This is a genomic window from Marinoscillum luteum (genome assembly GCF_044005705.1).
Classification (GTDB): Bacteria; Bacteroidota; Bacteroidia; order Cytophagales; family Cyclobacteriaceae; genus Marinoscillum; species Marinoscillum luteum.
In genome coordinates, this window is the sequence record NZ_JBIPKE010000017.1 from 380,882 (window position 1) to 405,684 (window position 24,803).

At 47.2% G+C, this 24,803-nt stretch carries 19 protein-coding genes; 13 read left to right on the plus strand and 6 right to left on the minus strand.

Annotated elements, in window-relative coordinates:
* Positions 1 to 56: 56 nt before the first annotated feature.
* On the plus strand, positions 57 to 2,330 hold the full coding sequence (locus ACHKAR_RS12895; protein WP_395417691.1) for a patatin-like phospholipase family protein: 2,274 nt from the start codon (positions 57 to 59) through the stop codon (positions 2,328 to 2,330).
* 3 nt (positions 2,331 to 2,333) lie between these two features.
* Here ACHKAR_RS12895 and ACHKAR_RS12900 read toward each other — a convergent pair whose 3' ends face one another.
* Positions 2,334 to 2,954: a hypothetical protein gene (locus ACHKAR_RS12900; protein WP_395417692.1), complete on the minus strand. Its 621-nt coding sequence runs from the start codon at positions 2,952 to 2,954 to the stop codon at positions 2,334 to 2,336.
* Between the two features lie 176 nt (positions 2,955 to 3,130).
* Here ACHKAR_RS12900 and ACHKAR_RS12905 point away from each other — a divergent pair, with 176 nt between their 5' ends.
* The 4 genes from ACHKAR_RS12905 to ACHKAR_RS12920 all read left to right on the plus strand — a co-directional run bounded on the left by ACHKAR_RS12905 (position 3,131) and on the right by ACHKAR_RS12920 (position 7,001).
* Entirely contained in the window at positions 3,131 to 3,976 is an 846-nt protein-coding gene (locus ACHKAR_RS12905; protein ID WP_395417693.1) for a YHYH protein, read from the plus strand.
* 15 nt (positions 3,977 to 3,991) lie between these two features.
* Entirely contained in the window at positions 3,992 to 4,630 is a 639-nt protein-coding gene (locus ACHKAR_RS12910) for a toxin-antitoxin system YwqK family antitoxin (RefSeq protein WP_395417694.1), read from the plus strand.
* Positions 4,584 to 5,264 carry an SCO family protein gene (locus ACHKAR_RS12915; protein WP_395417695.1) on the plus strand — a complete coding sequence of 227 codons (681 nt, stop codon included), beginning with the start codon at positions 4,584 to 4,586 and terminating at the stop codon, positions 5,262 to 5,264. The genes ACHKAR_RS12910 and ACHKAR_RS12915 overlap by 47 nt, the downstream gene beginning before the upstream one ends.
* 213 nt (positions 5,265 to 5,477) lie before the next feature.
* A complete protein-coding gene (locus ACHKAR_RS12920; RefSeq protein ID WP_395417696.1) occupies positions 5,478 to 7,001 on the plus strand; it encodes a hypothetical protein in 1,524 nt (507 codons plus the stop codon).
* A gap of 120 nt (positions 7,002 to 7,121) precedes the next feature.
* Here the strand turns inward: ACHKAR_RS12920 and ACHKAR_RS12925 are convergent, their stop codons facing one another.
* The 3 genes from ACHKAR_RS12925 to ACHKAR_RS12935 form a co-directional block, all read right to left on the minus strand.
* Positions 7,122 to 8,300 carry a DUF1624 domain-containing protein gene (locus ACHKAR_RS12925; protein ID WP_395417697.1) on the minus strand — a complete coding sequence of 393 codons (1,179 nt, stop codon included), beginning with the start codon at positions 8,298 to 8,300 and terminating at the stop codon, positions 7,122 to 7,124.
* Positions 8,301 to 8,413: 113 nt separating this feature from the next.
* Complete coding sequence (locus ACHKAR_RS12930; RefSeq protein ID WP_395417698.1) at positions 8,414 to 9,916, minus strand: TolB family protein; 1,503 nt, start codon at positions 9,914 to 9,916, stop codon at positions 8,414 to 8,416.
* A 157-nt stretch (positions 9,917 to 10,073) separates the two neighbouring features.
* Positions 10,074 to 11,240 carry a PDZ domain-containing protein gene (locus tag ACHKAR_RS12935; RefSeq protein ID WP_395417699.1) on the minus strand — a complete coding sequence of 389 codons (1,167 nt, stop codon included), beginning with the start codon at positions 11,238 to 11,240 and terminating at the stop codon, positions 10,074 to 10,076.
* A gap of 208 nt (positions 11,241 to 11,448) precedes the next feature.
* On the opposite strand from ACHKAR_RS12935, the gene ACHKAR_RS12940 reads away from it, so the two are divergent.
* Positions 11,449 to 12,192: a hypothetical protein gene (locus ACHKAR_RS12940; RefSeq protein WP_395417700.1), complete on the plus strand. Its 744-nt coding sequence runs from the start codon at positions 11,449 to 11,451 to the stop codon at positions 12,190 to 12,192.
* Here the strand turns inward: ACHKAR_RS12940 and ACHKAR_RS12945 are convergent.
* Positions 12,189 to 12,389, minus strand: coding sequence for a hypothetical protein (locus ACHKAR_RS12945; protein ID WP_221413411.1), 201 nt, complete (start codon positions 12,387 to 12,389; stop codon positions 12,189 to 12,191). The two genes, ACHKAR_RS12940 and ACHKAR_RS12945, sit on opposite strands and share 4 nt — an antisense overlap.
* Before the next feature lie 288 nt (positions 12,390 to 12,677).
* Between ACHKAR_RS12945 and ACHKAR_RS12950 the strand changes: the two genes are divergently transcribed.
* On the plus strand, positions 12,678 to 14,063 hold the full coding sequence (locus tag ACHKAR_RS12950; RefSeq protein WP_395417701.1) for a T9SS type A sorting domain-containing protein: 1,386 nt from the start codon (positions 12,678 to 12,680) through the stop codon (positions 14,061 to 14,063).
* 106 nt (positions 14,064 to 14,169) lie between these two features.
* On the opposite strand, the gene ACHKAR_RS12955 is transcribed toward ACHKAR_RS12950, so the two are convergent.
* Positions 14,170 to 14,772, minus strand: a complete 603-nt coding sequence (locus tag ACHKAR_RS12955; RefSeq protein WP_395417702.1) for a DUF2306 domain-containing protein — start codon at positions 14,770 to 14,772, stop codon at positions 14,170 to 14,172.
* A 256-nt stretch (positions 14,773 to 15,028) separates the two neighbouring features.
* Between ACHKAR_RS12955 and ACHKAR_RS12960 the strand changes: the two genes are divergently transcribed.
* The 6 genes from ACHKAR_RS12960 to ACHKAR_RS12985 all read left to right on the plus strand — a co-directional run bounded on the left by ACHKAR_RS12960 (position 15,029) and on the right by ACHKAR_RS12985 (position 24,758).
* On the plus strand, positions 15,029 to 15,670 hold the full coding sequence (locus ACHKAR_RS12960; protein WP_395417703.1) for a cupin domain-containing protein: 642 nt from the start codon (positions 15,029 to 15,031) through the stop codon (positions 15,668 to 15,670).
* A gap of 165 nt (positions 15,671 to 15,835) precedes the next feature.
* Positions 15,836 to 16,384, plus strand: a complete 549-nt coding sequence (locus ACHKAR_RS12965; protein WP_395417704.1) for a Pr6Pr family membrane protein — start codon at positions 15,836 to 15,838, stop codon at positions 16,382 to 16,384.
* Between the two features lie 238 nt (positions 16,385 to 16,622).
* Positions 16,623 to 20,000, plus strand: a complete 3,378-nt coding sequence (locus tag ACHKAR_RS12970; RefSeq protein WP_395417705.1) for a methylmalonyl-CoA mutase family protein — start codon at positions 16,623 to 16,625, stop codon at positions 19,998 to 20,000.
* Between the two features lie 199 nt (positions 20,001 to 20,199).
* Positions 20,200 to 22,071, plus strand: coding sequence for a 3-keto-disaccharide hydrolase (locus tag ACHKAR_RS12975; protein ID WP_395417706.1), 1,872 nt, complete (start codon positions 20,200 to 20,202; stop codon positions 22,069 to 22,071).
* Between the two features lie 10 nt (positions 22,072 to 22,081).
* Complete coding sequence (locus ACHKAR_RS12980; protein ID WP_395417707.1) at positions 22,082 to 23,998, plus strand: DUF7133 domain-containing protein; 1,917 nt, start codon at positions 22,082 to 22,084, stop codon at positions 23,996 to 23,998.
* Between the two features lie 103 nt (positions 23,999 to 24,101).
* A complete protein-coding gene (locus ACHKAR_RS12985) occupies positions 24,102 to 24,758 on the plus strand; it encodes a hypothetical protein (RefSeq protein ID WP_395417708.1) in 657 nt (218 codons plus the stop codon).
* Positions 24,759 to 24,803: the final 45 nt, after the last annotated feature.

Genomic DNA, 24,803 nt, shown 5'->3' on the forward strand with positions numbered 1-24,803 from the left:
CAATCTTTGAAGCCGAATTTATATAAATTATCTGGATCAAATAGGGTGCCCCGATTATGCGAGAAAAGTTTAACTCATTCATCTATTCCTTTCCTGTACAATTAGTTTTTCATCACATCAGGAGAAATCTCGCTCTGGTCATACTGTGGATCCTCTTTATCGCTACCCTGGGAGGGGGCATTGGTAAGATTTATGGCATCCATTATTTGTATCTGGATCCTGAATACATGAACAAGGTGGGGTTTTGGAGCTTTTTTCTGGTAGGTCTGGCTTTTGGCAACTTTACCATGGCTTACCACATCACCTGTTATATTCTGGACAGCCACCGTTTTACCTTCGTGGGTATTCTGGAGCGCCCTTTTGCCAAGTTTTCGGTGAATAACAGCCTGATTCCGCTCATTGCATTCGTGGTATATGTCGTACTGATTGTTCGGTTTCAGGTGAACAATGAATTTGCCGGAGCCACCAATGTCATCATGGACCTCCTGGGGCTACTGCTGGGGATCGCCAGCATGCTTTCGGTCTTTTTCATCTACTTCAGGTTTACCAATAAAGACATTTTCAAATACCTGGCCGGGTCTGTGGACAAACGCCTCAGGAAGGCTAAAATCAGCCGGGAGCGGATGATGAACAAGCTCACCGAAACCAGAGAGCGAAGGTATACGGTGCATTCTTACCTGGACCTGAAGCTGAGGGTCATGAGCTGCAAGAATTTGCAAGACTTCTATGATAAAGAGGCCGTTTTGAAGGTTTTTGATCAGAATCACTTCAATTCGGTGGTGATTGAACTGGCGGTGATTTTTCTCATTCTGTTTTTGGGCACCTTCATGGACAATCCATATTTCCAGATTCCGGCGGCTGCCAGCTCACTTTTGCTTTTTTCATTTTTGGTGATGCTCATCGGAGCTTTTTCCTACTGGCTACGAGGCTGGGGCCTGGCTTTTGTTTTTGGCCTGTTTCTGTTAGTGAATGTACTGGTGCGATGGGGTGTGATCAAAGGTGAGTATCAGGCGCGTGGATTGAGCTACGATTCTCCCAAGGTGACGTACTCGCTCAGTAAACTGAATGCGATGAATAGCCAGGAGGTGTTTGCTGCGGATAGTCTCAGGATGATAGAGGTTCTGGAAAACTGGAAAGCAAAACAGGACAGTGATCAACCACAAATGGTGTTTCTGTGTGTGAGTGGCGGCGGTCAGCGGGCTGCTTTGTGGGCGGTGAATGCCCTTCAGAAGATCGATAGTACCATTGGGAGCCCCATCATGGATAAAACTGCGCTGATTACGGGAGCTTCAGGAGGGATGATTGGTGCGGCGTATTACCGTGAGCTGGAGCTGATGCGCAAACGAAAACAGGCCATTCCTTCAGAGCCAGAGCAGCTGGCCAGAATGGGGCGCGACAATCTGAACGCAATTATTTTTTCACTGCTTGTGAATGACGCTTTTTTCAGGGTGAGGTCTTATGAGTACGCCGGAAGAAAGTACCTCAAGGACAGGGGAGTGGTGTTTGAAGAGAACCTCAATAATAATTTGGGTCGGGTCTTTGACAAAAGGCTGATCGATTATGAGGGGCCGGAGGCCGAGGGGCTGATACCACTGATGCTGATGTCACCTGTCATAGCCAATGATGGGCGCAAGCTTTACATTTCCCCTCATTCGGTTTCCTTTATGAACATCAACAATGAGGAGCTACGCGATAACGACTATAAGATCCGTGGAGTGGATTTCAATCAGCTTTTTAGTGGTCATGGAGCCAATGACCTGAGTTTTCTCACGGCACTCAGGATGTCGGCTTCCTTTCCATACATTACCCCCACCGTGTCGCTTCCCAGCCATCCGCCCATTGAGATCATGGATGCGGGTATTTCCGACAACTTTGGGGTGGGAGATGCCTCACGGTTTATCTATGTTTTCAGAAAATGGCTGGAGGAAAACACCAGTGGGATCACGCTGCTCATCATCCGGGATACCCGTAAAAATGCCCCGATTGAGCCCAGAACCAATTCATCGCTCGTGGACAAGCTGACTTACCCCATTGCCAGTGTTTACAACAACCTGGGGAACATTCAGGACATCAACAATGAATCTAAAATAGAGGGTTTGAGCACCTGGCTGCACCTGCCGGTGAATGTGGTGGAGATCGAGTACAACACCTATACGAACATTAGCGAGCAGTACCTTGTGACCTCAAAGGAGCTGGAACGAAAGCAGCTGGAAAGGGCCTCGCTGAGCTGGCATTTGACCACCAGAGAGAAGCAGAACATCATTCAAAACATCGAGCTACCCAACAATCAAAAAGCATTGATGAAGCTCAGGGAAATACTCGTAGAGTGATGGTCATTTCATTTTGATTGATTTCACAATTTCATAAAGAGCGGCTTGCTGGCTGTCATCGGTGAAGGAGAGAATGCATGAAAGGGCGTATCCATTGACGACTTTTGTGGCATAATGTTGTTTGATTTTCATTCCCATATAGGCCAGTTCTGCAGATAACACAGCAAAGCCATTCATCTCATCATATTCCTCCCCGAAGGTGTAATCCATCCCCGTTTGTTTTAGAGCGTTTTTGGTATGAAAAAGATAATCCTCACCCTTTTTCACCCCAGGTGCATTGCTCAGGTTTTCTGCTAGCATCAGAAAGGACGGATTGTAATCCACAGGCGCTCCCTGCTCGTACTGTGAGAGCCCAAAAAGGTATACCGTTTGCAGCATGGCCAGGTCCAGCATTTCACCAAACTCTGCGTTTTTGGATTTAATGAGGTCCTTACCAGCATTGGTCATGGCCTTGAGCTGTTCCTGATCCATGGTGAACCAGGTGGTGTCAAATTTCAGAATCAGATCAAAGTATTCGTTGGAGTATTGATCTCCTTGCAGTTCACCAAAAGTGAGTGGCTGGTCTTTTTGACCAAATGCAATGCATGCGAAAAGGAGGAATGCGAGAAACAGGGAAGCCTTCATGGTTTGAGATTTCGGGTTAAGATATAAAATATTCTCGCATCACGAAAAGTCAATCTCCAAACAATGGTCATGTTTTCCATAAGTATGAATAGCGGGGTAGGGTTAATGCAGGGTTCCCCGTTGTATCTTTCAAAGGAGGGATGCCCTTCATTGGTTTGATTTAAATGAATATTACTATGAGTGTAAGAGACCTTATGAAACAACTGGCCATGCTGCTCCTGATGGGCTTTTTGACCTTCACTGTGGCTTGTGATGAGTCCCCGGTAGACGAGCCTGATCCGGAAGAGCAACTGGAGGAGGAAGAGGAAGAGGAGGAAAATAAAGAAGAAGAAGAAGAAGAAGAAGAGGAGGAGGAAGAAACCAAAGTGGATATCAGCATACTCGCCTCCAAATTTTACCACACCAGCGCTGTGTCGGTTACCGTTACCGACGATCATGTGATTATTTCATCCAGCGATCAGCCGGATCACAAGAGTATGTATTACTCACCCAACAATTCATTGTACGAAGACTATGATGAACCGAATAATCCAGATTTTAAGAAAAACCCGAACAGTATTGAGATTCAAAATTTTGTCTACACGTTGCCCAGGTTTCCTGAAGAAGCGACCAATAAAGAAGCGACTGATTTTGGACCCATGGGTGTGGCGGTCAACAGTGTGGCCTTTTATAATCAGAATGCTGGGCCCGGAGATGATATCCTGGAGGAGCTCAATACCTTTGATCAGTATGAGGGTCATCCGGCACAGTCTGGGGATTACCATTACCACTTAGAGCCCATCTGGCTGACCGAGACCATCAGTGATGATGCCTTTCTGGGGTTGTTGTTGGATGGATTTCCCGTGTACGGACCTGTGGAGGGAGGCAAGAGACTGACCAATGCTGACCTGGATGACTACCATGGGCATATTTCGGCAACTGCCGAATTCCCTGATGGCATCTATCATTACCACATCACAGATGAGCTTCCATGGATCAATGGTGATGGCTATTTCGGGACACCTGGCAGGATTACCAAGTAAAAACAGCACGCTAAAATGCGAGTACCTTTCCTGTTTCTTTTATGTAGTTTGTTTCTTGCCCTCTCCTGGTACGAAGGGGGTGAGGAGCATGATGGAGCGGTGGTGGGGGCTGCTGAGAAGCAAATCCCCAACACTCAGCTCGTCAGTACACACGAAGGGCTGCGGAAGGATTCATCCGGTGTGCTACTGTATCGTGAGGTGCCCTATTCCGGTTATCTGCTGGACCTGGACTCGGAAGGCCAGGTGATATTGCGACAGGGGTACTTTGAGGGGAGACTGGAGGGGGAAATACTGGCGTATTATGCCAGCGGAGCCCTCTGGTTCAAAAGACCCTATCGGGATGGTCAAAAACATGGGGCGCATATGGCCTGGTATGAGGATGGACAAATGAAGTTTCTTTATCACTTTGATCAGGGCAAGAGCGTGGGCAACCATAAAGAGTGGTACCCCGATGGCAGCCTTTTTCAGGACTTAAACTATCAGGATGGGCGACCGTTTGGCCCTCAGAAAATATGGAGAAGCGATGGTAAGATACGGGCCAACTACGTGATCCGTGAAAATGGGAAGCGCTATGGTTTGATGGGAATCAAAAGATGCACAAAAATAGATGGAGAAAAAGAAGAAATTGACCCTTACAAAGGTGTTGAGAACTAGCCTGGCACTGCTCAGCTTGATTCTGGTGGGATCAGCATGTCAGCCGACAGCCAGGAAGGAAGTAGCGGAAATTCCGCTTCCTTTTTTCAATGAAGCCACTTTTACACCCGTGTGGGTGGAGGCGGGTGCGCCTGACTACAAGACCATTCACACCGTTGCTCCTTTTCAGTTTGTAGACCAGCAGGGGGACACTGTGACCAATGCGCTGACCGATGGAAAGGTGTATGTCGCCAATTTCTTTTTCACGCTTTGTCCGAGTGTTTGCCCCCGGATGTCCAAAAACCTCCTGAGGGTACAGGAGGCATTCGAGGCGAGTGAGGTGCTTATCCTCTCGCATACGGTGATGCCCTGGGCGGATACCGTGGAGCGGCTACAGGTATATGCTGAGCTGAATGACATCCAGAGTGACCAGTGGCACCTGCTGACGGGTGACAAACAGGAGATCTATTCCCTGGCCAGGGAGTCCTACTTCGCTGATGAGGGGTTTGGTAAAACGGTGACTGTGGAGGCTGATTTTTTGCACACCGAGAAGGTTATTTTAGTGGATCAGCAGCGACGTATCAGAGGGGTCTACAATGGTACTATCCCGCTGGAACTGGCCCGGATGATTGAGGACATCCAAACATTGCTATAAACAGGCGGCAGGTCGCTCCTTCCACCATCTGTCTGGTGGTGCGACGGAGCTCACCATGACAGATGGAAAAGGGATGCATTTTCTCTACGAATGATTCTTACACCAAGAGATTCCCGCCTGCGCGGGAATGAACTGGGCTTAAATCACACAACCTCCAAGGTTTTCAAAACCTTGGAGGTTCTCACACCAACGGAAAATAATGCTTGACTCGTAATGGTTATATGGCTATTTTGGGTGATGCTTTGGTGGGTGTGTGGAGGTTGTGCTTATCAGGTATTGTTGTGTGTCATAGTAGGACTTATGCAAAGAATTTATTTTGATTGGAATATTTTTTCATCGCTGAAACAGCTGAAAGAAAAATCAGAGCCTTATAAAACCATTTTCTCTATAATCAACAAGAACAAAGACAAACTAATTTTCCCATACTCTCCAGCCCACTTGAATGATCTGAATAGAAGTTTCAACAAATCTGAGAAAGCGAAAAAATTAACTTATGACGATCTTGACTTTCTTGGGAATCTTTCTGGAAATCTGTGCTTCTGCGAAGATTACAAGACTAAGACAGTTTCTCCAATGGTTAGGAGCCCCCGAGACTACTTCGATGAACAGCAAGAACAGCAAGGAATAGATTATTTTGATTTTGAAAATCTTTTTTTAGAAGAGGATGATCCTGCAATTCAAAAAATGTGGCAAGCACTAATTAGTCTTTTGAAGAGTATGCCAAGTGGGATTGATTTAACCCAGATAAATGAATTACCACCTGAATATAAGAAAGTTCAAGATCTATTTGAACTCACTAAAAAGGAGAACAATTTCCTGAATTTCATGAAAGACATCTCGAAGGTCTTGCGTAATCCTGGAGAATATTCAGATGTTTATCGATATTCAACAAATGCATCTATAAAACAAATGAAAGTTGATACAAATCCTGAAAATTGGGGCGATCCTTTCGACTATTTAGATAATGTTCTAGCCAAAGCTAAGGTTGGAAAGACCTTCAGAGAGATGATGGACTCAACTTTAAAACAGACTAGTAAGGGAAAGCCAGGATCCCGATTCGACCATTTTGTTAACTACTACATTTCATTAGACACTTTCGGCTTTCATCGAGATTCCAAATTACCAAACTTAATAGATGACGCGACCCATTCGTATTACGGAGCTTATTGTGATTATTTTGTTTCAAATGATAAACGAACGTGTGCAAAAGCGAAAGCAGTCTATGAGCAAATGAACATTTCGACCAAGGTTTGTGATGCAAAAACATTCCCTTCTGAGTTTTATAAACTCAACTATATTCAAAAAGATACCGCCAAATCAATTTTCGAAGAAATTGCAGAAGTAATTGAGAATTCTCTCATATTACTAAATACAGTCGATGATGAATTAAACCCAAGTTCGGTTCATAAAATTGACCAACCTGTCTTGGGCTTTTTTGACAGGCTTCAAATTACTGATTACGGTGACAAGCTTGCGATATATCTCTATAAGAAAAAAAGTAATTATTCCAACTTCATGTTCTGGATCGAGCTTGAAAGCCTTGTTAATAAGGTTGTAGCGGAATTGGGTGTGGACAACCAAAATAGAGACAGGTTTTGCGAAGAAGATAGAGAAGAGCTTAATAACCAGAATTGGAAAGGGAGAACTTGGGGTAATCAAGATAAATTCATGTCTCTTTTTTATGGAGATGAACCGTTTGGGTTTTCACTTCAATACCAAGTGAAGAGGAATAACTAAATAGAAATACAGACAACGAAAACTAAAATAAAAATGCGACCGAGCACTTTCGAGAGGTTCAAAACCTCTTGAATTGGAAATACTGTTTTAAGTCTTAATAATAATTTTATAGCACCCCCCCTACAAATAACTCAGCCACCACTGGTTCCGGTGGTTTTGCTTGTACTGATAGTACCACTTGCACACAGGGTACAGCCCCACAATCAGCAGCAGCCATAGGGCATACACCACCCACAGTCCAAAGCCATAGCCGTCCAGCTGTGGCTCCTCGGTGACCCACACATTGATCACCATATCAGAAAGCGAGAAGCCGGTGAGCATGGCGGCAATCGCCCCACCGATGTGAATGATGTAGATATGAATGATGTAATAAAACATAGGTACCCGGCCTACGGTCACCATGTAGCTGGCCAGGGTTCCCTTCCATCTTTCGGCCAGGGAGAGGAGGTAGATGGCCGGTCCCAGCGTCACCAGCAGGTAGAGCAGCGACGGGGGGTATTTGGAGACGTTGAAAAACGACATAATGGTGAACCCCAGATTTTTCTGTACGGTCCAGATGACAGGATCACCATAGAGGTTGGTGAACCGGATGATCACAAAAAGCAGAAAGGCACCAAGCCCGATCTGCCGGAGTTTGGCTATGCGGTATTCTGGGTCCGTGCCGGGAGTGTAGAGCTGCCCCAGATAGTAGCCCAGTGGCATCACGAAGATCCACGGGATCATGGGATAGCCCACAAAAATGGCTACCGAACCCACGGGGACAATCGAAAAAACATGCAGGAAGGACCAGACGCCACTCCAGCTTTCTGAGGGCTGAAAGTTATTAAAGGCATCGTGCCCGAAGACCACCAGCAGACAGAGGGCAATGGTGAGTTTCCGGGGCAGGTGAATGATCCCTGCCAGGAAGATCATGGAGATCCCCAGCACCCAGATGACCTGAAGCACGATCAAGGAAAAGTCTAACTGGAAAAACCAGCCCAGCTTGATGATGGTAATCTCAGCAATGATCAGCCAGACACCACGCTTAATCAGCCAGCCGGAAAGCACTTTTTTGCCTCTGCGCTCGCCCACCAAAAAGGCCGAGGTGCCTGCCAGAAAGACAAAGACCGGGGCGCAAAAATGGGTGATGAATCGTGTGAAAAAGATGGCTCCGTTGGTCTGGGTAAGGTCCGTAGGATCGTAGAAAAAAGCGTCGTAATGAAAGTAGTCCCTCACATGATCAAGGGCCATCAGTACAATAACGACTCCCCTGAGCAGATCAATAGAGGTGATTCTTGAGTGGATAGGTGTGGCGGTCATAAGTGTAATTTCCTCTCAAATTAAGGAAACAAAATTCGGCAACCAAGCCTTTTGTCTATCCACACGAATAACAGGGGTGGGTGCATCAGCACCCACTCCCGATGATGTGTGATTTACAGCTGACTATTGCTGACAAAAGCGATTTTCTTACCATCTGGTGACCAGGAAGGCACGTTGATGGTGCCCTGTCCGCCATAGAGGTAAGCTATTACTGTTGGCTCGCCACCTTCTACAGGCATGATCCTGAGGTACACACGTTTATAAAAGGGATGATCCGCCGGGTCTATGTCTGTAGGATACGAGATGATCACCATGCTTTTACCGTCTGGCGAAATGTGCGGAAACCAGTCGTTGTATTCATCAAAGGTCATCTGCTGCTGCTCGCTACCATCCGGCTTCATGCGCCAGATTTTCATTTTGCCTGAACGCGTAGAGTTGAAGTAAATGTATTTACCGTCTGGGGAGTACTCAGGGCCATCATCCAGGGTGGTGAGGTCGGTGAGCTTGGTTTCTTCACCCCCTTTTTTAGAGATTTTGTAGATGTTGTAAACATCGTTTCTTCCACCGGTATACACCAGCTCTTTCCCATCGGGCGACCAACCATGAAAGTAGGAGGGCCCTTTGGGGGTCACGCGCACCGGGTCTCCACCCTTGGTGGGAAGGTAATAGATGATAGACTGGCCATTATCGTCCTCGCTGTGGTGGCTGATGCCAATGGTTTTTCCATCAAAAGTGAGCACATGGTCATTGTTGTTTCTGGTAGCAAAGCCCGTGTAAAGCTCCGAGGACGTATTAGTGGTCAGGTCAAAGTTGAAAAGTTTGCCTTCGCTGTTGTAGATGAGGGTTTTTCCATCCAGTGTCCAGTTCGGAGCTTGTATGGAATTGGGAAATTGCGCCAGGATTTTCCTTTGGCCTGTGGCTATGTCCATCACTTCCAGGTTGCTACCAATGTAGTCCCTGTAAGGAGTGAAATCATCCGGAGCAGGGAGCACAATGCGCACGTTGCTGAAAACAGCTTTTTCAATCACCTCGGCATTGTGTGAGCAAACGAAAATTCCTGCAAAGACCTCATCACCCAGGTCTACATTGTTGAGTGTGATACTGGTAAAGGTTTTTCCGTATTGAGCGGTGGACATAATGTAGGTCCCTGCTTTTCGCTCTAGCTGGATCACATCCGGAAAGCTGTCTGTGGAGTTAAGACTTTCAGTAATTCCTCCTATTTCGCTGCGGCTCTGGAGGGAGGTGAGTCCGTCACCATGGAGCTCGGCACTCACATGAGTGCCGTTGCCTTCCAGCGTAGGCCGGACCGACCACCCTATTTTGCGGTGAGGATCCACCCCTTCACCTATCAATTTCACATGAGCACGGAGGATAAAGTCCCCTTTGAGTTTTTTATAAGCAAAATGAAATTCGTCTTTTTCGCCCCACATATTGGTGCCACTGCCTGTGAGGGTGTATTGCTGTGTGGTGGCGTTATAGGAGGTGCTTCCCGTGTTTTTGGGTGCACCCACATCGGTGGTGGCTTCCAGCACACCTAGCTTAGATGTTTGCACTTGTGCCAAAGTGGTGATGCTCAGCATCAGTAAAGCACTTATGAATAGTCCGGATTTCTGCATGACTGGTTTGGGTTTAGTCTTTAAAACAATAGGGAAGGAATTTAATGGTTGTGCGGGTCATAAATGAAATGTATGACCATTTGAGCCTTCACATATAGACATTCCGATCCCTTTCAGACCCATGTCCTACACTTTTTTATAAAAGCCGAGAGATGATTTAGTCGATGAGTGACCTCAGGGTGAGCGAAACAGATTTTTCCTGGCCGTCTTGTTTGATCACCAGGTTCACAGTCTCACCTTCTTTTTTCAGCAGGTCCTTGATGTCCGGCAGGTCAAATTCAGCTACAGACTGATCATTGATGGTGATCAATTCGTCATTGAGTTTGATTCCCGCATCGGATGCAGGGCTGTCCTCAAACACCTGATGGATAAGCACACGCTTTTTGTCGGGGGTTAGCTGAAGGTCTATGCCACTACAGTTGACCGAAAGCTTTTGTCCGAAGTTCGCGTTTTTCTCAAAGTAGAGCATTTTGGCAGGTACATCGATGGTGATGTTGTACATGCTTAAGATTTTGTTGCCAATGATGCCTGATACCTCCGGGCTGGCTTGTATTCCATGGTTGGCCTGGCTGATGCCAATTGGCAAATCCTTGATCACCTGATTGCCAAAAGAAAGAGAAAGCACATGACCTTCATAGTGCAGGGTTTCTTCTTCGGTGATCCCCTTTACCAGATAGGAGTAGTGTTTTCCGGTTTTGTGAATCACATCATATTTTTGCGCATAAGGCGAGTTAAAGTCGAGGGTGGTGCCCGCACCAGACATGATAAAGAAGGTGCCGGTGTGTGGTTCTTTGTTATTCAATACCACCTTTCCGGAGATGGTGGGGATAGAGGTGTTGAGCACAAAAGGTACAGCATCACCACTTTTGGGTCCCTTGCCGTGCTCGTAGATGTCCATGGTCTTATTCTCATAATTGATGCGGATGGTGTGGTGGTGCATCAGGTCGTAGCCCACTATGCCGTCTATATCCCTTCCAAGGCTGATTTCCAGATGGTCAAGATCCGTAGCATATACTTTGATGTTTTTCTCCATCGGAAAGCCATCAATCTCGATCTCATTGTGCTTGATGAGCTCCACAGTGGTGGTTGCTTCATTCATTTTGATTTTTTTACCGGACAGCTTCAGGCCCTCAGCCACATCACTATCTATCACTGTGAGGCCGGAGCCCGTGTCGAAAATGAAATCCAGTGGCTCTGAATGATCTACGCTCACCTTGATGAGCATATGGTCCCCGAATAATTCAAAAGGAATACTCGTGATGGGGGATTGAGCAAAAGCAAATGAGCAAACTATGAGACTACAAAGAGAGGCGATTGTTTTCATGTTTTTTAGGGTGGTGAGTTTGAGTAATGAAATTATCAATTCTTATGGACAAATGGAAAGATTTGGGGAGCTAAAGACCGGATTCACGGGGTTGTGCTCGTTATGCTGTTGACAAAATCCTTGAAAGGAGATGGTTTTTATGTAAGCTTCATGACGTTTGCACCTACACGGTCTTGATGGAAATAGAATGAAAAACTATCTTCATATCATGATAAAATACTTTGGCGGTTTGTTTTTGATCATTGTGGGTTGCACGTCCCCGAAACTGGATGGGAGCGGCGGTACAGCAGCGGTGCCGGTTGCACTTCAAAAGGTGCTTCAAACCCACGGTGGGCTAGACCGGTGGAAAAGCTTTCAGTCCATGGAGTATGATCTGGAAGGGGAGCATCATCAAATCAACATTTCTGACCGAAAGACCAGAATCAATAAGGAAGGGGGAGGCATTGTTGCATTTGATGGGGAGAATGTTTGGGTGACGGATTCTGCCGATTTGGAGGGCGCCCGGTTTTACTACAACCTGTTTTTTTACTTTGGAGCAATGCCCTTTGTGCTGGCTGATCCCGGCATCAGCTACGATACTGTAGCCAGGAGGCAATTGCTGGGAAACTCTTATGAGGGTATCCGGATTTCCTATGCTGACGGTGTGGGGCAGTCATCCAAAGACAGCTATATTTTGTTTTACGATCAGGATAGTCATCAGATGGAGTGGCTGATGTACGAATCTACTTTTCACAGTGGCCAGGCGCGCAATGAATACAACCTGATTCATTATCGGGATTGGGTTTTAGTCAACGGGCTCCAGATGCCTTCTAAAATCCAATGGCACTATTTTGATGGTGATAGCGTGGGCGGAGTGACCGGAGATGCCACCTTTGAGCAAATGGAATTAAGGGAATCTGCATTGAGCGATTCCCTCTTTGTCATGCCTGCAGATGGATTGGTAGCACCTTAGACCCCTTTCAAGACTCTGAAGGGAAGAGTTAAAATAGCTCCAACGGTTCGGAATACTACCTCCAGTGTGAACCCGACAATTCTGAACGGGAGCAAAATGAGCCAGAAGAAGCCCAGAAAGAAAAACAGAAATACGGCTAGTGGCCAGGAAAGGCTGAAAAGGATGAACCAAAGAATAAGGGCGATGACTGTTTTCATAACTTAGGTAAGTTGCAGGTTCTTCTGCAAAAAACAAACCATACTTTTAAGTGATTGATAGTCAGCGGTGATAGGTATTCACGTAGTTTCATGGTTATCCGCTTGCGGACATTTGTGACCAGTACCGGACATGGATGAAGAAGTCTTAGGGGATGAGACAGGGTTGGATTTTGAAAGCGCAATTGGGTCTCACCACCGATTCGAAGCGAAAAGTCCCTGATCAGACATTTATTTTGAAACCAGTCAATCTACTTTTCGTTCACAAGGAGAATTTTATTTCATTTTTTCGTGAGAAAAGTCCTCCTGCTGTTGATTTTGATGCCACAAGTGGTGGTGTCCCAGCGAAACACCTCATTTTGGAACGTATTGGAATCCAAAGCCGATCCTCAGGCCGTTCATTTTGATATTGCGATTGATCCGGTCAGCGATGAGATCTATCTGGCCACTGACCATGGGTTATATAAAAGCCGGCCCAATGGGGATGACTGGCAAAAGTTGAGTGCCCCGACTATCTCTTTTTTTCAGATCAGGATTTCCGGACAGTATCGTTATGCGGTAGCTGCACAGGGTGTGGTTTACCATTCGCAAGATGGGGGAGTCACCTGGGAGGAGAGCCAGCTTCCGGATGTGCAGGAGATCAGAGATTTGGAGGTACTGCCCAATGGAGATGTGTTGGCAGCCACTGGTCACATGTTAGTGAAGGATGATGTGGGATATTTTCGGGGCAATGGCCTTTTCAGGTCTGCTGATCATGGAGCCACCTGGCAAAAGTTGGATATTGGGAGCTTCAACAACCGATACGTGGCGCATATTGCACAGGATAGCCAGGGTAATCTTTTCGCCTCGCTCAATGAATACAATTCCCAGGATGGTGCCATTATTTACTCACCGGATCATGGCAATACCTGGCAGAGAATTCCAAATCCAAAATTTAACGGAGGGGACACTGAGCTGCTCACCACCAATATAGTGCAGGTGACCAGCCTGGAGGTGGATCAGCGTGATCAGCTGCATGTTAGTTTGCAAGGCAGTATTGGTTTTATGGCCACGGCCCTCAACCTGACCAACAGCCTCTCCGGGGCGCTCGATCAGGAAGAATGGTCGCACCTGAAGCTGACTCCAAATGGGTACGATTGGTTTTACAATGAGGGCTATGACCTGTTCTTTGCTGAAAATGGGGACATTTACGCGCCCAGGCTGGGATTTTCCTTTCGGCTGTCCAGCATTTTCTACCTGGACCATGATGAGCGGGAGAGCTTTGAGCGAATGTCGCTGGATCCGGTGATGATCAATGACTCCCCCTATTTCAACTTTTGCCGGTTTGCTCAGCGCAGGGATGGGCGGGTGTTTGCCGTACAGCAACTGGATGGCCAGGTGTATTACACGGACCATAGCCTGAATCCCGAACCTGTATTGGGTGTGGAGGATCCAGAGACCTTGAAGGTGTTCATCTACCCCAACCCCGCACAAGACAGGTTAAGACTTGTTTTACCTGAGACTCAGGATACCAGAGCAGTGGTGATCTATGATTTTACTGGGCGAATGGTTCAACATTATGAACACCTGGAAAACCAGGAGCTGGACTTGAATGTTAGCTTTTGGCCACGGGGCTTGTATACCATTCAGGTGCTGATGGAGGACACCTCCAAATCTCAAAAAGTGCTGCTCAGGTAGATTTGATGTTTAAAACTGAGTAAACATCAAATTATTCATTATTTAATGTTTACTCTAAAGTAGACTCATTCCAGGCCTGCAAATGCGAGATAAGTTGGCAAGTAAATCAGGACTTCCTGTTGATGAAATATTGGGCTACAAAGAGGTTGGGTACCCAGGAGAGCCATGAGATGATGGTGTAAGAATCATCGAATCCCATCCCTAAGGCGATATCAAAGAAGGGAAGCCACAATCGCAGGGTGACTGCTGCGAAAGCAAGCGAATAACTCCGAATCATCCAGATCCTATGGTGCTCGATGTTCAATTTCAGGATGGCCAGGTAAGCCAAAATGGAAGTGGTAAGCCAGGACAGCGCCATCCCGCTAAATCCCACTTGTGCGATCCATCCTCCATTGGCGTGAAGTGCAAGATAGAGACCGGCGGTTCCCGCAAATAGAATGCTGATCAGGTAGATTTTTCCAAGCACTCGATGGAGTCGGATATTTTTGGCACGTATTTTCTTACTGAACTGCGACCAACCCGTGAGCAGCGCAAAGGCACCAAATGAGATATGGACATAAAATGCCACCCACCAGATTTGATTTTCGAGCACCGCTGTTGATTTGGCAGTGAGTAAGCCTACCCGCTCACTGACCACAAAATAAAGGATAGGGTAGATGCCCACACCGATGGCCAGAAACACAAAAACGAACCAGACTAATCTTCTCATTTAATTATTTATTGGTTAGGGCGGGTTCCCACCGATTCAGGTAGGAAGATACGCTATCCTGTGCCTCTCTAGCACATTTTTTCCTATTAGAGGATCCAGTGACCATCATTCTACTACAGGCAGATTAGCCTACCAGACAAAAATAACACTTGACTTGCAATGGTTATTTTCCTATTTTAATAGTCCTAATGTAAATGTCAACATGCTGTTTATCAGAGTGTTGATGTACCCTCGTGCGACACCAACCAATACTAATATGAAACCACTTAACTTTTTAATTGTAGGTGGAATGGCCCTCCTGCTTTACGCTTGCACCGGAGATACCGGAACCCACTCCCATGGTCCAGATACTCACACTCATGGCTCTGCCACGGAAACCTTTTCGATTGAGGGGTTGGTGAATGAGATCAAGACCGTCCCTGATTCTATCATCGAATACCTACATGCCCAACACCATTCGCATAAGGTACTGGAAAGGCGAACAGTGCCCCCGGGCTATGCGACCCGAGAGCTTAAGAACTGGAAGGAATATGCTGCCCGGCTGGATGAACTACCAGTCATTAATCCAGGCCCCGGAGAATATGTGCATGTAATGGAGGGCTATAAAAATGGCTATCAAAACCTGGTGATAGGGATTACGGAGACCTTCCCGGGAGGTGCTCCTCCAATGCACACCCACAAGGGCGAAGAGTCCCATGTGCTGCTGGAGGGCACGATTCTTTACGCGCTTGGAGATACGCTTTTTACCATCGAGGCGCCATACATTGTGAATATCCCCCCAATGGTGCCCCATGCATTTAAGAACATAGGCGAGAAAACGTCCAATCTGGTGGTGATATTTCCCACGAATGTCTGGGAATATGACGTGCTCGATTACTTCCCGTTTGAAGAGAAGTGAGTGTTATGTGATGGGGCCCTTTTTTTTCTGCCATAGCGAAGAGATCTTTTGAAGAATTTTTCAAAATCAAAGAGATGATTAAATTAGGATCACGTTATGAGGAAAAAATGGTCGTTGTTTTTGGCAGGCATAGCTTGGGTAGCTGTATTGACTCAATACTTTTTAATGGTTGAGAACAGGGTAGCTTCGGTGGGTGAAACAACCATCCGATTCTTTAGTTTTTTTACTATTCTGACCAATTCGCTGGTGGCGATTTATTTCACATGGTGGGTTCTCCAGCATAAAAAGGGAAATCCCTCGATCCTCAATAAGCCCGGTACCCTAACTGCCCTCACGGTTTACATTACCATTGTTGGACTTGTTTATCAAATTCTTTTGCGGCCTATTTGGGAGCCTACCGGCATCCAGCTGGTAGTTGATGAGCTCCTTCATTCTGTGATACCCGTTGCGGTCATTGTTTGCTGGTATTTGTTTGAGGACAAATCATTGGTGTCCTACCGACAAATACCACAATGGCTCATTTATCCTTTGATTTACCTGGTGTACATACTCATCAGGGGCAATGGCTCTGGGTTCTACCCCTATCCTTTTGTGGATGTGGGGAGTCTCGGCCTTTCGAAAGTATTGATCAATGCCATGGGCCTGATGGCCTTATTTGTCGGGATATCGGCATTGTATATTAAAGTGGGGAAGTCAGTAAGGCGCAATCAGTAGGTTTTTAGATGTGTGATCTCAACTTTCTGAGAATACCCCCCTAATCCCCAAAACCTTCCATTTCAATTTCCTTCATTTTCAAAACAGGAATTACCCAATTCCTTAGCATTCCAAACATCCTTTCCCCTTTCACCAAATCCCCGAAATGGACACCTTCACAGTGGGGTTTTACTTATTTTTGTAGTTCAGTAGACCAAAACAACATTAAAAAATACCCCAAAACATAAACCAATCATTTATGTCTCAGACCATTGCTCCTTACAAACCCGTCAATCACATTAGGATCGTCACTGCTGCCTCGCTGTTTGATGGCCACGATGCTGCCATCAACATCATGCGTCGGATCATTCAGTCTACGGGCTGCGAGGTGATCCACCTGGGCCACAACCGCTCCGTGCAGGAGATCGTTGATTGCGCCATTCAGGAGGATGCGCAGGCCATCGCTATCACCAGCTATCAGGGTGGGCATGTGGAGTACTTCAAGTACATGTATGACCTGCTGAAGGAGCGTGGTGCCAGCCAGATCAAGATCTTTGGCGGTGGTGGAGGTACTATTCTTCCCGAGGAGATCAAAGAACTTCATAAGTATGGGATCACGCGCATCTATGCGCCAGATGATGGACGCGAAATGGGCTTGCAGGGCATGATCAACGACCTGGTAAAAACCAGTGATTTCCCGGTAGGAGAAAACCTTAACGGGCAGCTCAAAAAGCTGGACAAAAAGGATGTCAATGCCATAGCCAGGGTGATTTCGGCTGCTGAAAATTACCCGGAGGAAAACATAGGGCTGCTGGATGAAATTCGCAAGAGCATGGATGCGAAGAAAATCGCCCCGGTCTTAGGAATCACCGGTACCGGGGGTGCAGGTAAATCTTCCCTGGTGGATGAGTTGGTGCGTAGATTTTTGCTGGATTTTGAAGATAAAAATATCGCCGTGATCTCTGTCGATCCGTCTAAGCGGAAAACCGGAGGAGCACTGCTTGGTGACCGTATCCGGATGAACTCGATCTTCAGTGATCGGGTATATATGCGCTCACTGGCCACACGCCAGTCTAATCTCGCACTTTCCAAATATGTGAAAGATGCCGTGGACATCACCAAGGCGGCCGGCTTTGACCTGATCATCCTCGAGACCTCCGGTATCGGTCAGTCTGATACCGAAATCACCGATCACTCAGACATGGCCCTGTATGTGATGACCCCCGAGTATGGAGCAGCCACTCAGCTGGAGAAGATCGATATGCTCGACTTTGCGGATGTCATTGCGCTCAATAAGTTTGACAAGCGTGGCGCGTTGGACGCGCTTCGGGATGTCAAAAAGCAATACAAGCGCAACCATGGGCTTTGGGAAACACCGGATGAAGAACTACCCGTGTATGGAACCATCGCCAGCCAGTTTAACGACCCGGGCATGAACCAACTTTACCGGGCCATCATCGATGCGCTGGCCAAAAAGACAGGTGCCGATCTGAAGTCACGCTTTGAGTCCACTCAGGAGATGTCAGAGAAGATCTACATCATTCCACCAAAGCGAACCCGCTATTTGTCGGAGATTTCTGAAACCATCCGGGATTTCAATGAGACGGTAGAAAAACAAAAAGAGATTGCTCAGAAACTTTACGGATTGGATAAATCCCTGGAGGTGATGAGGGCGATGGATAAAGAAGCCGCCATACAGGCCATAGAGGAGGCTAAGTCACAGCTGGAACTCGATCTGGATCCACACAATAAGAAACTACTGGAAGAATGGGAAGCCAAGAAGGCCAACTATGCCGGGGAGCAATTTACCTACGAAGTACGAGGCAAGAAAATAGAGGTGGAAACCACCAGTGAGACCCTTTCGCATACCAAAATCCCCAAGGTGAGCCTGCCGAGGTACGAGGCCTGGGGTGATGTGCTGAAGTGGAGTCTGCAGGAAAATGTGCCTGGTGAATTCCCGTACACGGCCGGAGTGTTTCCGTTCAAAAGGAAAGGGGAAGACCCCACCCGGATGTTTGCGGGAGAGGGTGGACCCGAAAGGACCAACAAGCGGTTTCATTATGTATCCCATGGATTGCCTGCGGCGAGATTGTCTACCGCTTTCGATTCGGTGACGCTTTACGGAGAAGACCCGGATCACAGGCCAGATATTTATGGCAAGATTGGTAACTCAGGAGTGAGCATTTGCAGCCTGGATGATGCCAAGAAATTGTATTCCGGATTTAACCTGTGTGATCCTACCACCTCGGTTTCTATGACCATCAATGGCCCTGCAGCCACCATTGCAGCATTTTTTATGAATGCCGCCATCGATCAGCAGTGTGAGCTGTACATCAAAGAAAAAGGACTGGAGCAGGAAGTAGAGGCGAAGATCAAGAAGATATATGATCAATTGGGCAGTGAGCGCCCTACTTACAAGGGTGATTTGCCGGCAGGTCACGACGGGCTTGGCTTGATGCTTCTTGGAGTCACAGGAGAGGATGTCCTGCCCAGGGAGGTTTATGAAGAGATCAAAGCAAGAACGCTTTCCAGTGTGCGCGGTACGGTGCAGGCAGATATCCTCAAGGAGGATCAGGCACAAAATACCTGCATTTTTTCCACAGAGTTTTCACTGCGTCTGATGGGAGATGTGCAGCAGTATTTCATTGATCATGCCGTACGTAATTTTTATTCGGTATCCATTTCCGGATACCACATAGCCGAGGCGGGGGCCAACCCCATCACTCAGCTCGCCTTTACCCTGGCCAACGGGTTCACTTTCGTGGAATATTACCTTTCCCGCGGAATGGATATCAACAAGTTTGCTCCAAACCTGAGTTTCTTCTTCTCCAATGGGGTAGATGCTGAATACGCGGTGATTGGACGTGTAGCGCGAAGGATTTGGGCGAAAGCCATGAAAATAAAATACGGTGCCAACGAGCGTTCGCAGATGCTGAAATACCACATTCAGACTTCTGGTCGTTCGCTGCATGCTCAGGAGATTGATTTCAATGACATCCGTACCACCTTGCAGGCTTTGTATGCGATATATGACAACTGTAACTCCCTGCATACCAATGCCTACGATGAGGCCATTACCACACCTACCGAGCATTCGGTGCGCAGGGCGATGGCCATTCAGCTGATCATCAACAATGAGTTGGGGCTGGCGAAAAATGAGAATCCAATGCAGGGTTCATTCATTACCGAAGAATTGACTGATCTGGTGGAAGAAGCCGTGATGGTGGAGTTTGACCGGATCACAGAAAGGGGCGGTGTGCTCGGGGCCATGGAAAGCATGTATCAGCGTGGTAAAATCCAGGAAGAAAGTCTCTACTACGAAACCAAGAAGCACAATGGTGACCTGCCGATTATCGGAGTGAACACTTTCTTGTCTTCCACCGGATCGCCGACTATCACTCCAGACGAGGTGATTAGGGCTACAGAAGACGAAAAGCAGGCTCAGATCACCAATCTCAATGCACTTCATCACCGCAATGAAAGCAAGTCTGCTGAGGCCTTGCGTAGGTTACAAGATGTGGCCCTGAACAATGGAAACACCTTTGCGCAGTTGATGGAGAGTACGAAGTATTGCTCTTTGGGTCAGATTACCCACGCCATGTTTGAGGTAGGAGGTCAGTACCGAAGGAATATGTAAAAATGGTTTTTATTCAGTAGGACTCCTTGGGTCAGGTCAACACCCTCATTGTTAGGTAGATCACTGTTTTACTTGAGGTAAGCAGGAGTTTGGAGGGTACCATTGAGTGGGTAAAAATGAAGAGTCAGGCAGCTTTCTGTTTTGACTCCCATCATTTTTTCTTTAGCTTCATCCACTCAATTTTTAAGAACCCAAAAATATGAATCCAACCCGAATTATGCTGAGTGCAGTCATGTACCTGGTGTTGTCAGCCCTTCTTTTTGCCCAGAACAGTGGCATGAAACCATTGCCATTCGAAGATCTTTCTGCTTTTCAGAGCCAATCCGGCAACTGGCAGATCGTGGGTGATGTGATGATGGACCCCACCGTAGATATTCATGCTCAGCCACCTTTAGACAAGAAAAAGAAAAAGAAAAGTGAAGCCCCTCTTCGCCCGATCACCTCAGTTTCAGGGACGGGCGTGCTTCTTAACATGCCGGATGATGACAAGAAGAGTCATTTGGTCACCAATTGGGAGCATGGGGACATTGCGCTGGAGGTGGAGGTGATGATCCCCAAAGGCTCTAACTCCGGCCTTTATCTTCAGGGTAGGTATGAGGTTCAGCTTTGCGATAGCTGGGGCGTAAAGACCGCCCGTTTTTCAGATATAGGAGGTATTTATCGCAATTGGGAGCAGAATCCTGAAACCAGTTATATGGGAAAAGCACCTTTGGTCAATGCGGCCAAGGCCCCCGGTCTCTGGCAGAAACTGGAGGTAGTTTTTAAAGCACCAAGGTTTGATGCGAGTGGAAATAAAATAGCTAATGCACGTGTTATTTCCACCACCCTAAATGGAGTGAAGATTCATGATAATGTGGAAATCCCCAGACCGACAGGCGGTCCATTGGTGAATGACGAGGTGGCCCTGGGGCCAATCATGATTCAGGGTGATCATGGGCCTGTGGCTTTCAGGAACTTCCAATATAAGCTCATTGGCGATCTGGATATACGCATGGAAGACCTGAACTATGAGGTGCATCACGGCCCCTTTGAGACAGAGTCGGAAGTGAAGGAATCTGCCGTGGTGAAAAGCGGAAGTATCTCCGCACTGACCTATGAAGTGGCCGGGAAAGAAAACGAATATGGGATAGTCTTCACCGGGAAACTTACAGTGCCGGAAACCACCGATTATTTCTTTGATATGGTATATGGGGGGATTGGAAATCTTAAGATTGATGGAGTATCCATCGGTGATGGCTGGGGAGGCTTGTCGGCAAGTACTTCTCTGCAAGCAGGATCACACTTCATAGAAGTGGTGCTTTTCAAAGCTCAAAGTTGGGTGCGGAGCAGTCTAAGCTTGGTGGTTTCTACAACCAATTCTTACCCGGTGGCTTTGCATAGCTTCAGTTCTTCTCCTCCGGGTAGCAATCTGGTACCACCTATCCTGATCGAACCGAAGAGTGAGGTAAGGTTGCTTCGGGCATTTCTAGACTTCAAAGGAGATAGAAGTCAGCGACTTACCCATACCATTGGAGTGGGCGAACCGGACAGGATTCACTACATCTATGACCTGAATGCTGGCAACCTGGTGTGTGTATGGAAGGGTGATTTTGTGGACGCTACGCCTATGTGGCATGATCGGGGTGATGGTTCATTTCGACCAATTGGGATGCTGCAATACCTGTTTTCAGGGCCATCCTTGGCAGTACTCGATGCTCCTGGTCAGGGATTTCCCTCGTCATCGACGGACTTTATTTCTAAGGGCTATAAGCTGGATTACGCTAGTCGGCGCCCCACTTTTTTGTATGAATACAAGGGCGCCGAAGTGAGCGATCAAATTGTTCCCGATGAGGAGGCAAAGTATTTCATTCGGAAGGTGATTGTATCCAACCCAAGACCTAATACTTACCTGAAAGTGGCTGAAGGGCGAAAGATTGAGTTGTTGCCTAATGGATGGTATGCCGTGGATGACAAGCAGTATTATATCAATATTCAGTCGGGTCAGGTACCATCTGTCAGGAGTATAGGTGATGTCAAAGAGTTGATCTTGCCTGTTGATACCACTCCGATCCAATATTCATTAACCTGGTAAGCCCAATCATATGAAAACTTTAAAATATCATTTCGCACTTATTTTAGCCACCTTGTGGGTTTCATTGGTGGCTCAGCCAAAGGAAGAAGATTACTACAAGATCATCACCATGCCGGTGCCTGAAGGTATCCTACTGGAGGTGGGGGGTGTGACCACCTTACCTGATGGGCGGGTGGCTTTGTCTACACGAAGGGGGGATGTATGGCTGGTAGAAAACCCTTATCTGGCCGGAGGTGAATTGCCGAAATACACCTTGTTTGCCTCTGGTCTGCACGAATCTCTGGGCCTGGCCTATTATCAAAATGCCCTGTACGCTTCCCAGCGTGGAGAGCTCACCAAGCTGGTAGATACCAATGGTGATGACCGGGCAGATGTTTACGAAACGATTTACTCTTGGCCACTTTCGGGTCACTATCATGAATATTCCTACGGTCCTAAGATCGCTGATGATGGCAGTTTGTTTGTGACCGCCAATGTGGCTTTCGGTGATCAGGAATGGTGGCGCGGTGAGAGCCGGGTACCCTGGAGAGGGTGGACGATGAAAATTTCTCCATCCGGAGAAATGGAACCCTGGGCTACCGGCATGCGCTCACCCTGTGGTATTGGTATGATTGATGGCGAGTTTTTCTATGCCGACAACCAGGGCGACTGGATGGGCTCGGGCGGTGTCTGGCATGTCGCCAAAGGGAGTTTTACCGGACATCCTGCAGGGCTCAGGTGGTCAGGTGAGTCGGATTCCCCGGTGAAGCTTTCACAGAAGGCATTTTTTGATGAAATAGACGAACGAAGGAGGTTTGAAGAAGGTAGATACATCAAGCCCGAGAATATAATGGACGAGGAGAATCCCCTCACTTTAGCCACCGCAAAGGAGAAATTTCCCGAGATCAGGTTGCCGGCGGTGTGGTTGCCACACGCCATTTTGGGGATCTCCAATTCTGAGATTTTGAAGGATGACACTGAAGGCGCATTTGGGCCATTTGCAGGTCAGGTGTTTGTGGGTGACCAGGGTCAGAGTAAGATTATGCGCGTGGTGATGGAGAAAGTCAATGGCGAATTTCAAGGTGTGGCGTTCAATTTTAAAGAGGGTTTTCAGTCCGGGATTTTACGAATGGACTGGGGGAATGACGGATCACTTTTCATTGGTGAGACCAATAGGGGCTGGGGATCAGCGGGAAATCAAAACTCCGGTTTTGAGCGACTGATTTGGACAGGAAAAGTGCCCATGGAAATGCAGACTGTTTCGGCCCGGCCAGATGGATTTGAAATAGCTTTTACCAAGCCCGTGGATCGCAAACTGGCAGAAAACCTGGATAGCTATAGGGGTCAGAGCTTTACCTATAAGTATCATTCGGTCTACGGTAGCCCCACTATCAATGCAGAGCCGCTGAAGATTAAAGGGGTGCAAGTGGCTGAGGATGGATTGAGTGTGCGGCTGGTGGTGGACAATCTGACCCGGTACTATATTCATGAAATTAATGTGCCAGGCATCCGGTCAGCAGATGAGCAGCTTCCTGTTTTGCATCCTACGGCCTATTATACGCTCAATAGCATTCCTGAAGGGGACAAACTGCCTGCCTCAGCGCTGAGCACCAAAAGAACTTCAGCTGTGGTGCCGAAGAAACCGGCTCCTCAAAAACCCGTGACTAAGTCAACTACTGAAGTGCTCACCTATGAGCAGGTGAAGCCGCTGCTGGATAGGAATACCTGCAGTGCCTGTCATCAGATGAGCAAACGCGTGGTGGGACCGGCCTTTAGTGACATTGCCAAGCGACGCTATACGGATAAGAAAATTGTGGAGTTGATCTATAATCCTCAGCCTGAAAACTGGCCGGATTACTCCACCCCTATGGCCCCGATGCCACAGGTGCCAAAGGACGAAGCAATGAAAATCGCAGCCTGGATCAACTCATTGAAGGCGGGTGATTGATTTTAAATCTGTGTAAGTATTTGATAATGAGTTTGTTGTTATTGTTTGGGTCAAATTGGCATCATACTTGGTAATATCTCCGCATAACCAAATATGTGGAGCCATGAAAAGAGCAATAATACTTTCCGTTTTGAGTGTCATCCTTTTAGCCTCTAAAAGTGAAGCACAGCAGTTTAGGTTTGTCACCTCATTGGGAGTGCAGCAGCACTGGGAGATTCCTTATGAGGTTTATCATTCCATCGAGCATGAATACCGTGGATTTGACCTGGTGCATGCCAGACGGGTGCCGTTCAGACGTGGCTACACTTTTGAACTGATCATGAGAAGGGGAGATGTGTTTGTGGTGGTGGACATTGAACGAAATGGTCGTATTGTCCGACAAGTGATAGATTATAACTATCCACTCTACGATCACCATTGCAGTACTTTTTGTGGTTTTCATACCACGTATTATGCAAGCCAAAGCTTTCATCACTACCATCACGGGCCGCGTTACCGCCCTGTGGCCATTCATTATCAAAACTATAGCCAGCCCAAACATGGACACGGGCATTATAAATATGACAAAGGGCATAACGGGAAAAACCATCACCAATCCAACAAGGTGGATTATGGGGTGAGCAGGCGAGAAAGTGTAAAGTATTCCTCTAATGAAGGCAGGTCCAGGTTAAATGCAGGGACTACCCAAAGGAGTACTTCGGATCGTGGCGATGAACAGCCTACTTATAAGAGCCGATCCGGAAGATCTAGTACAGACTGATTTTGGAATAAATAAGAGCCAAAAGAGGCTGCCATTGGCAGCCTC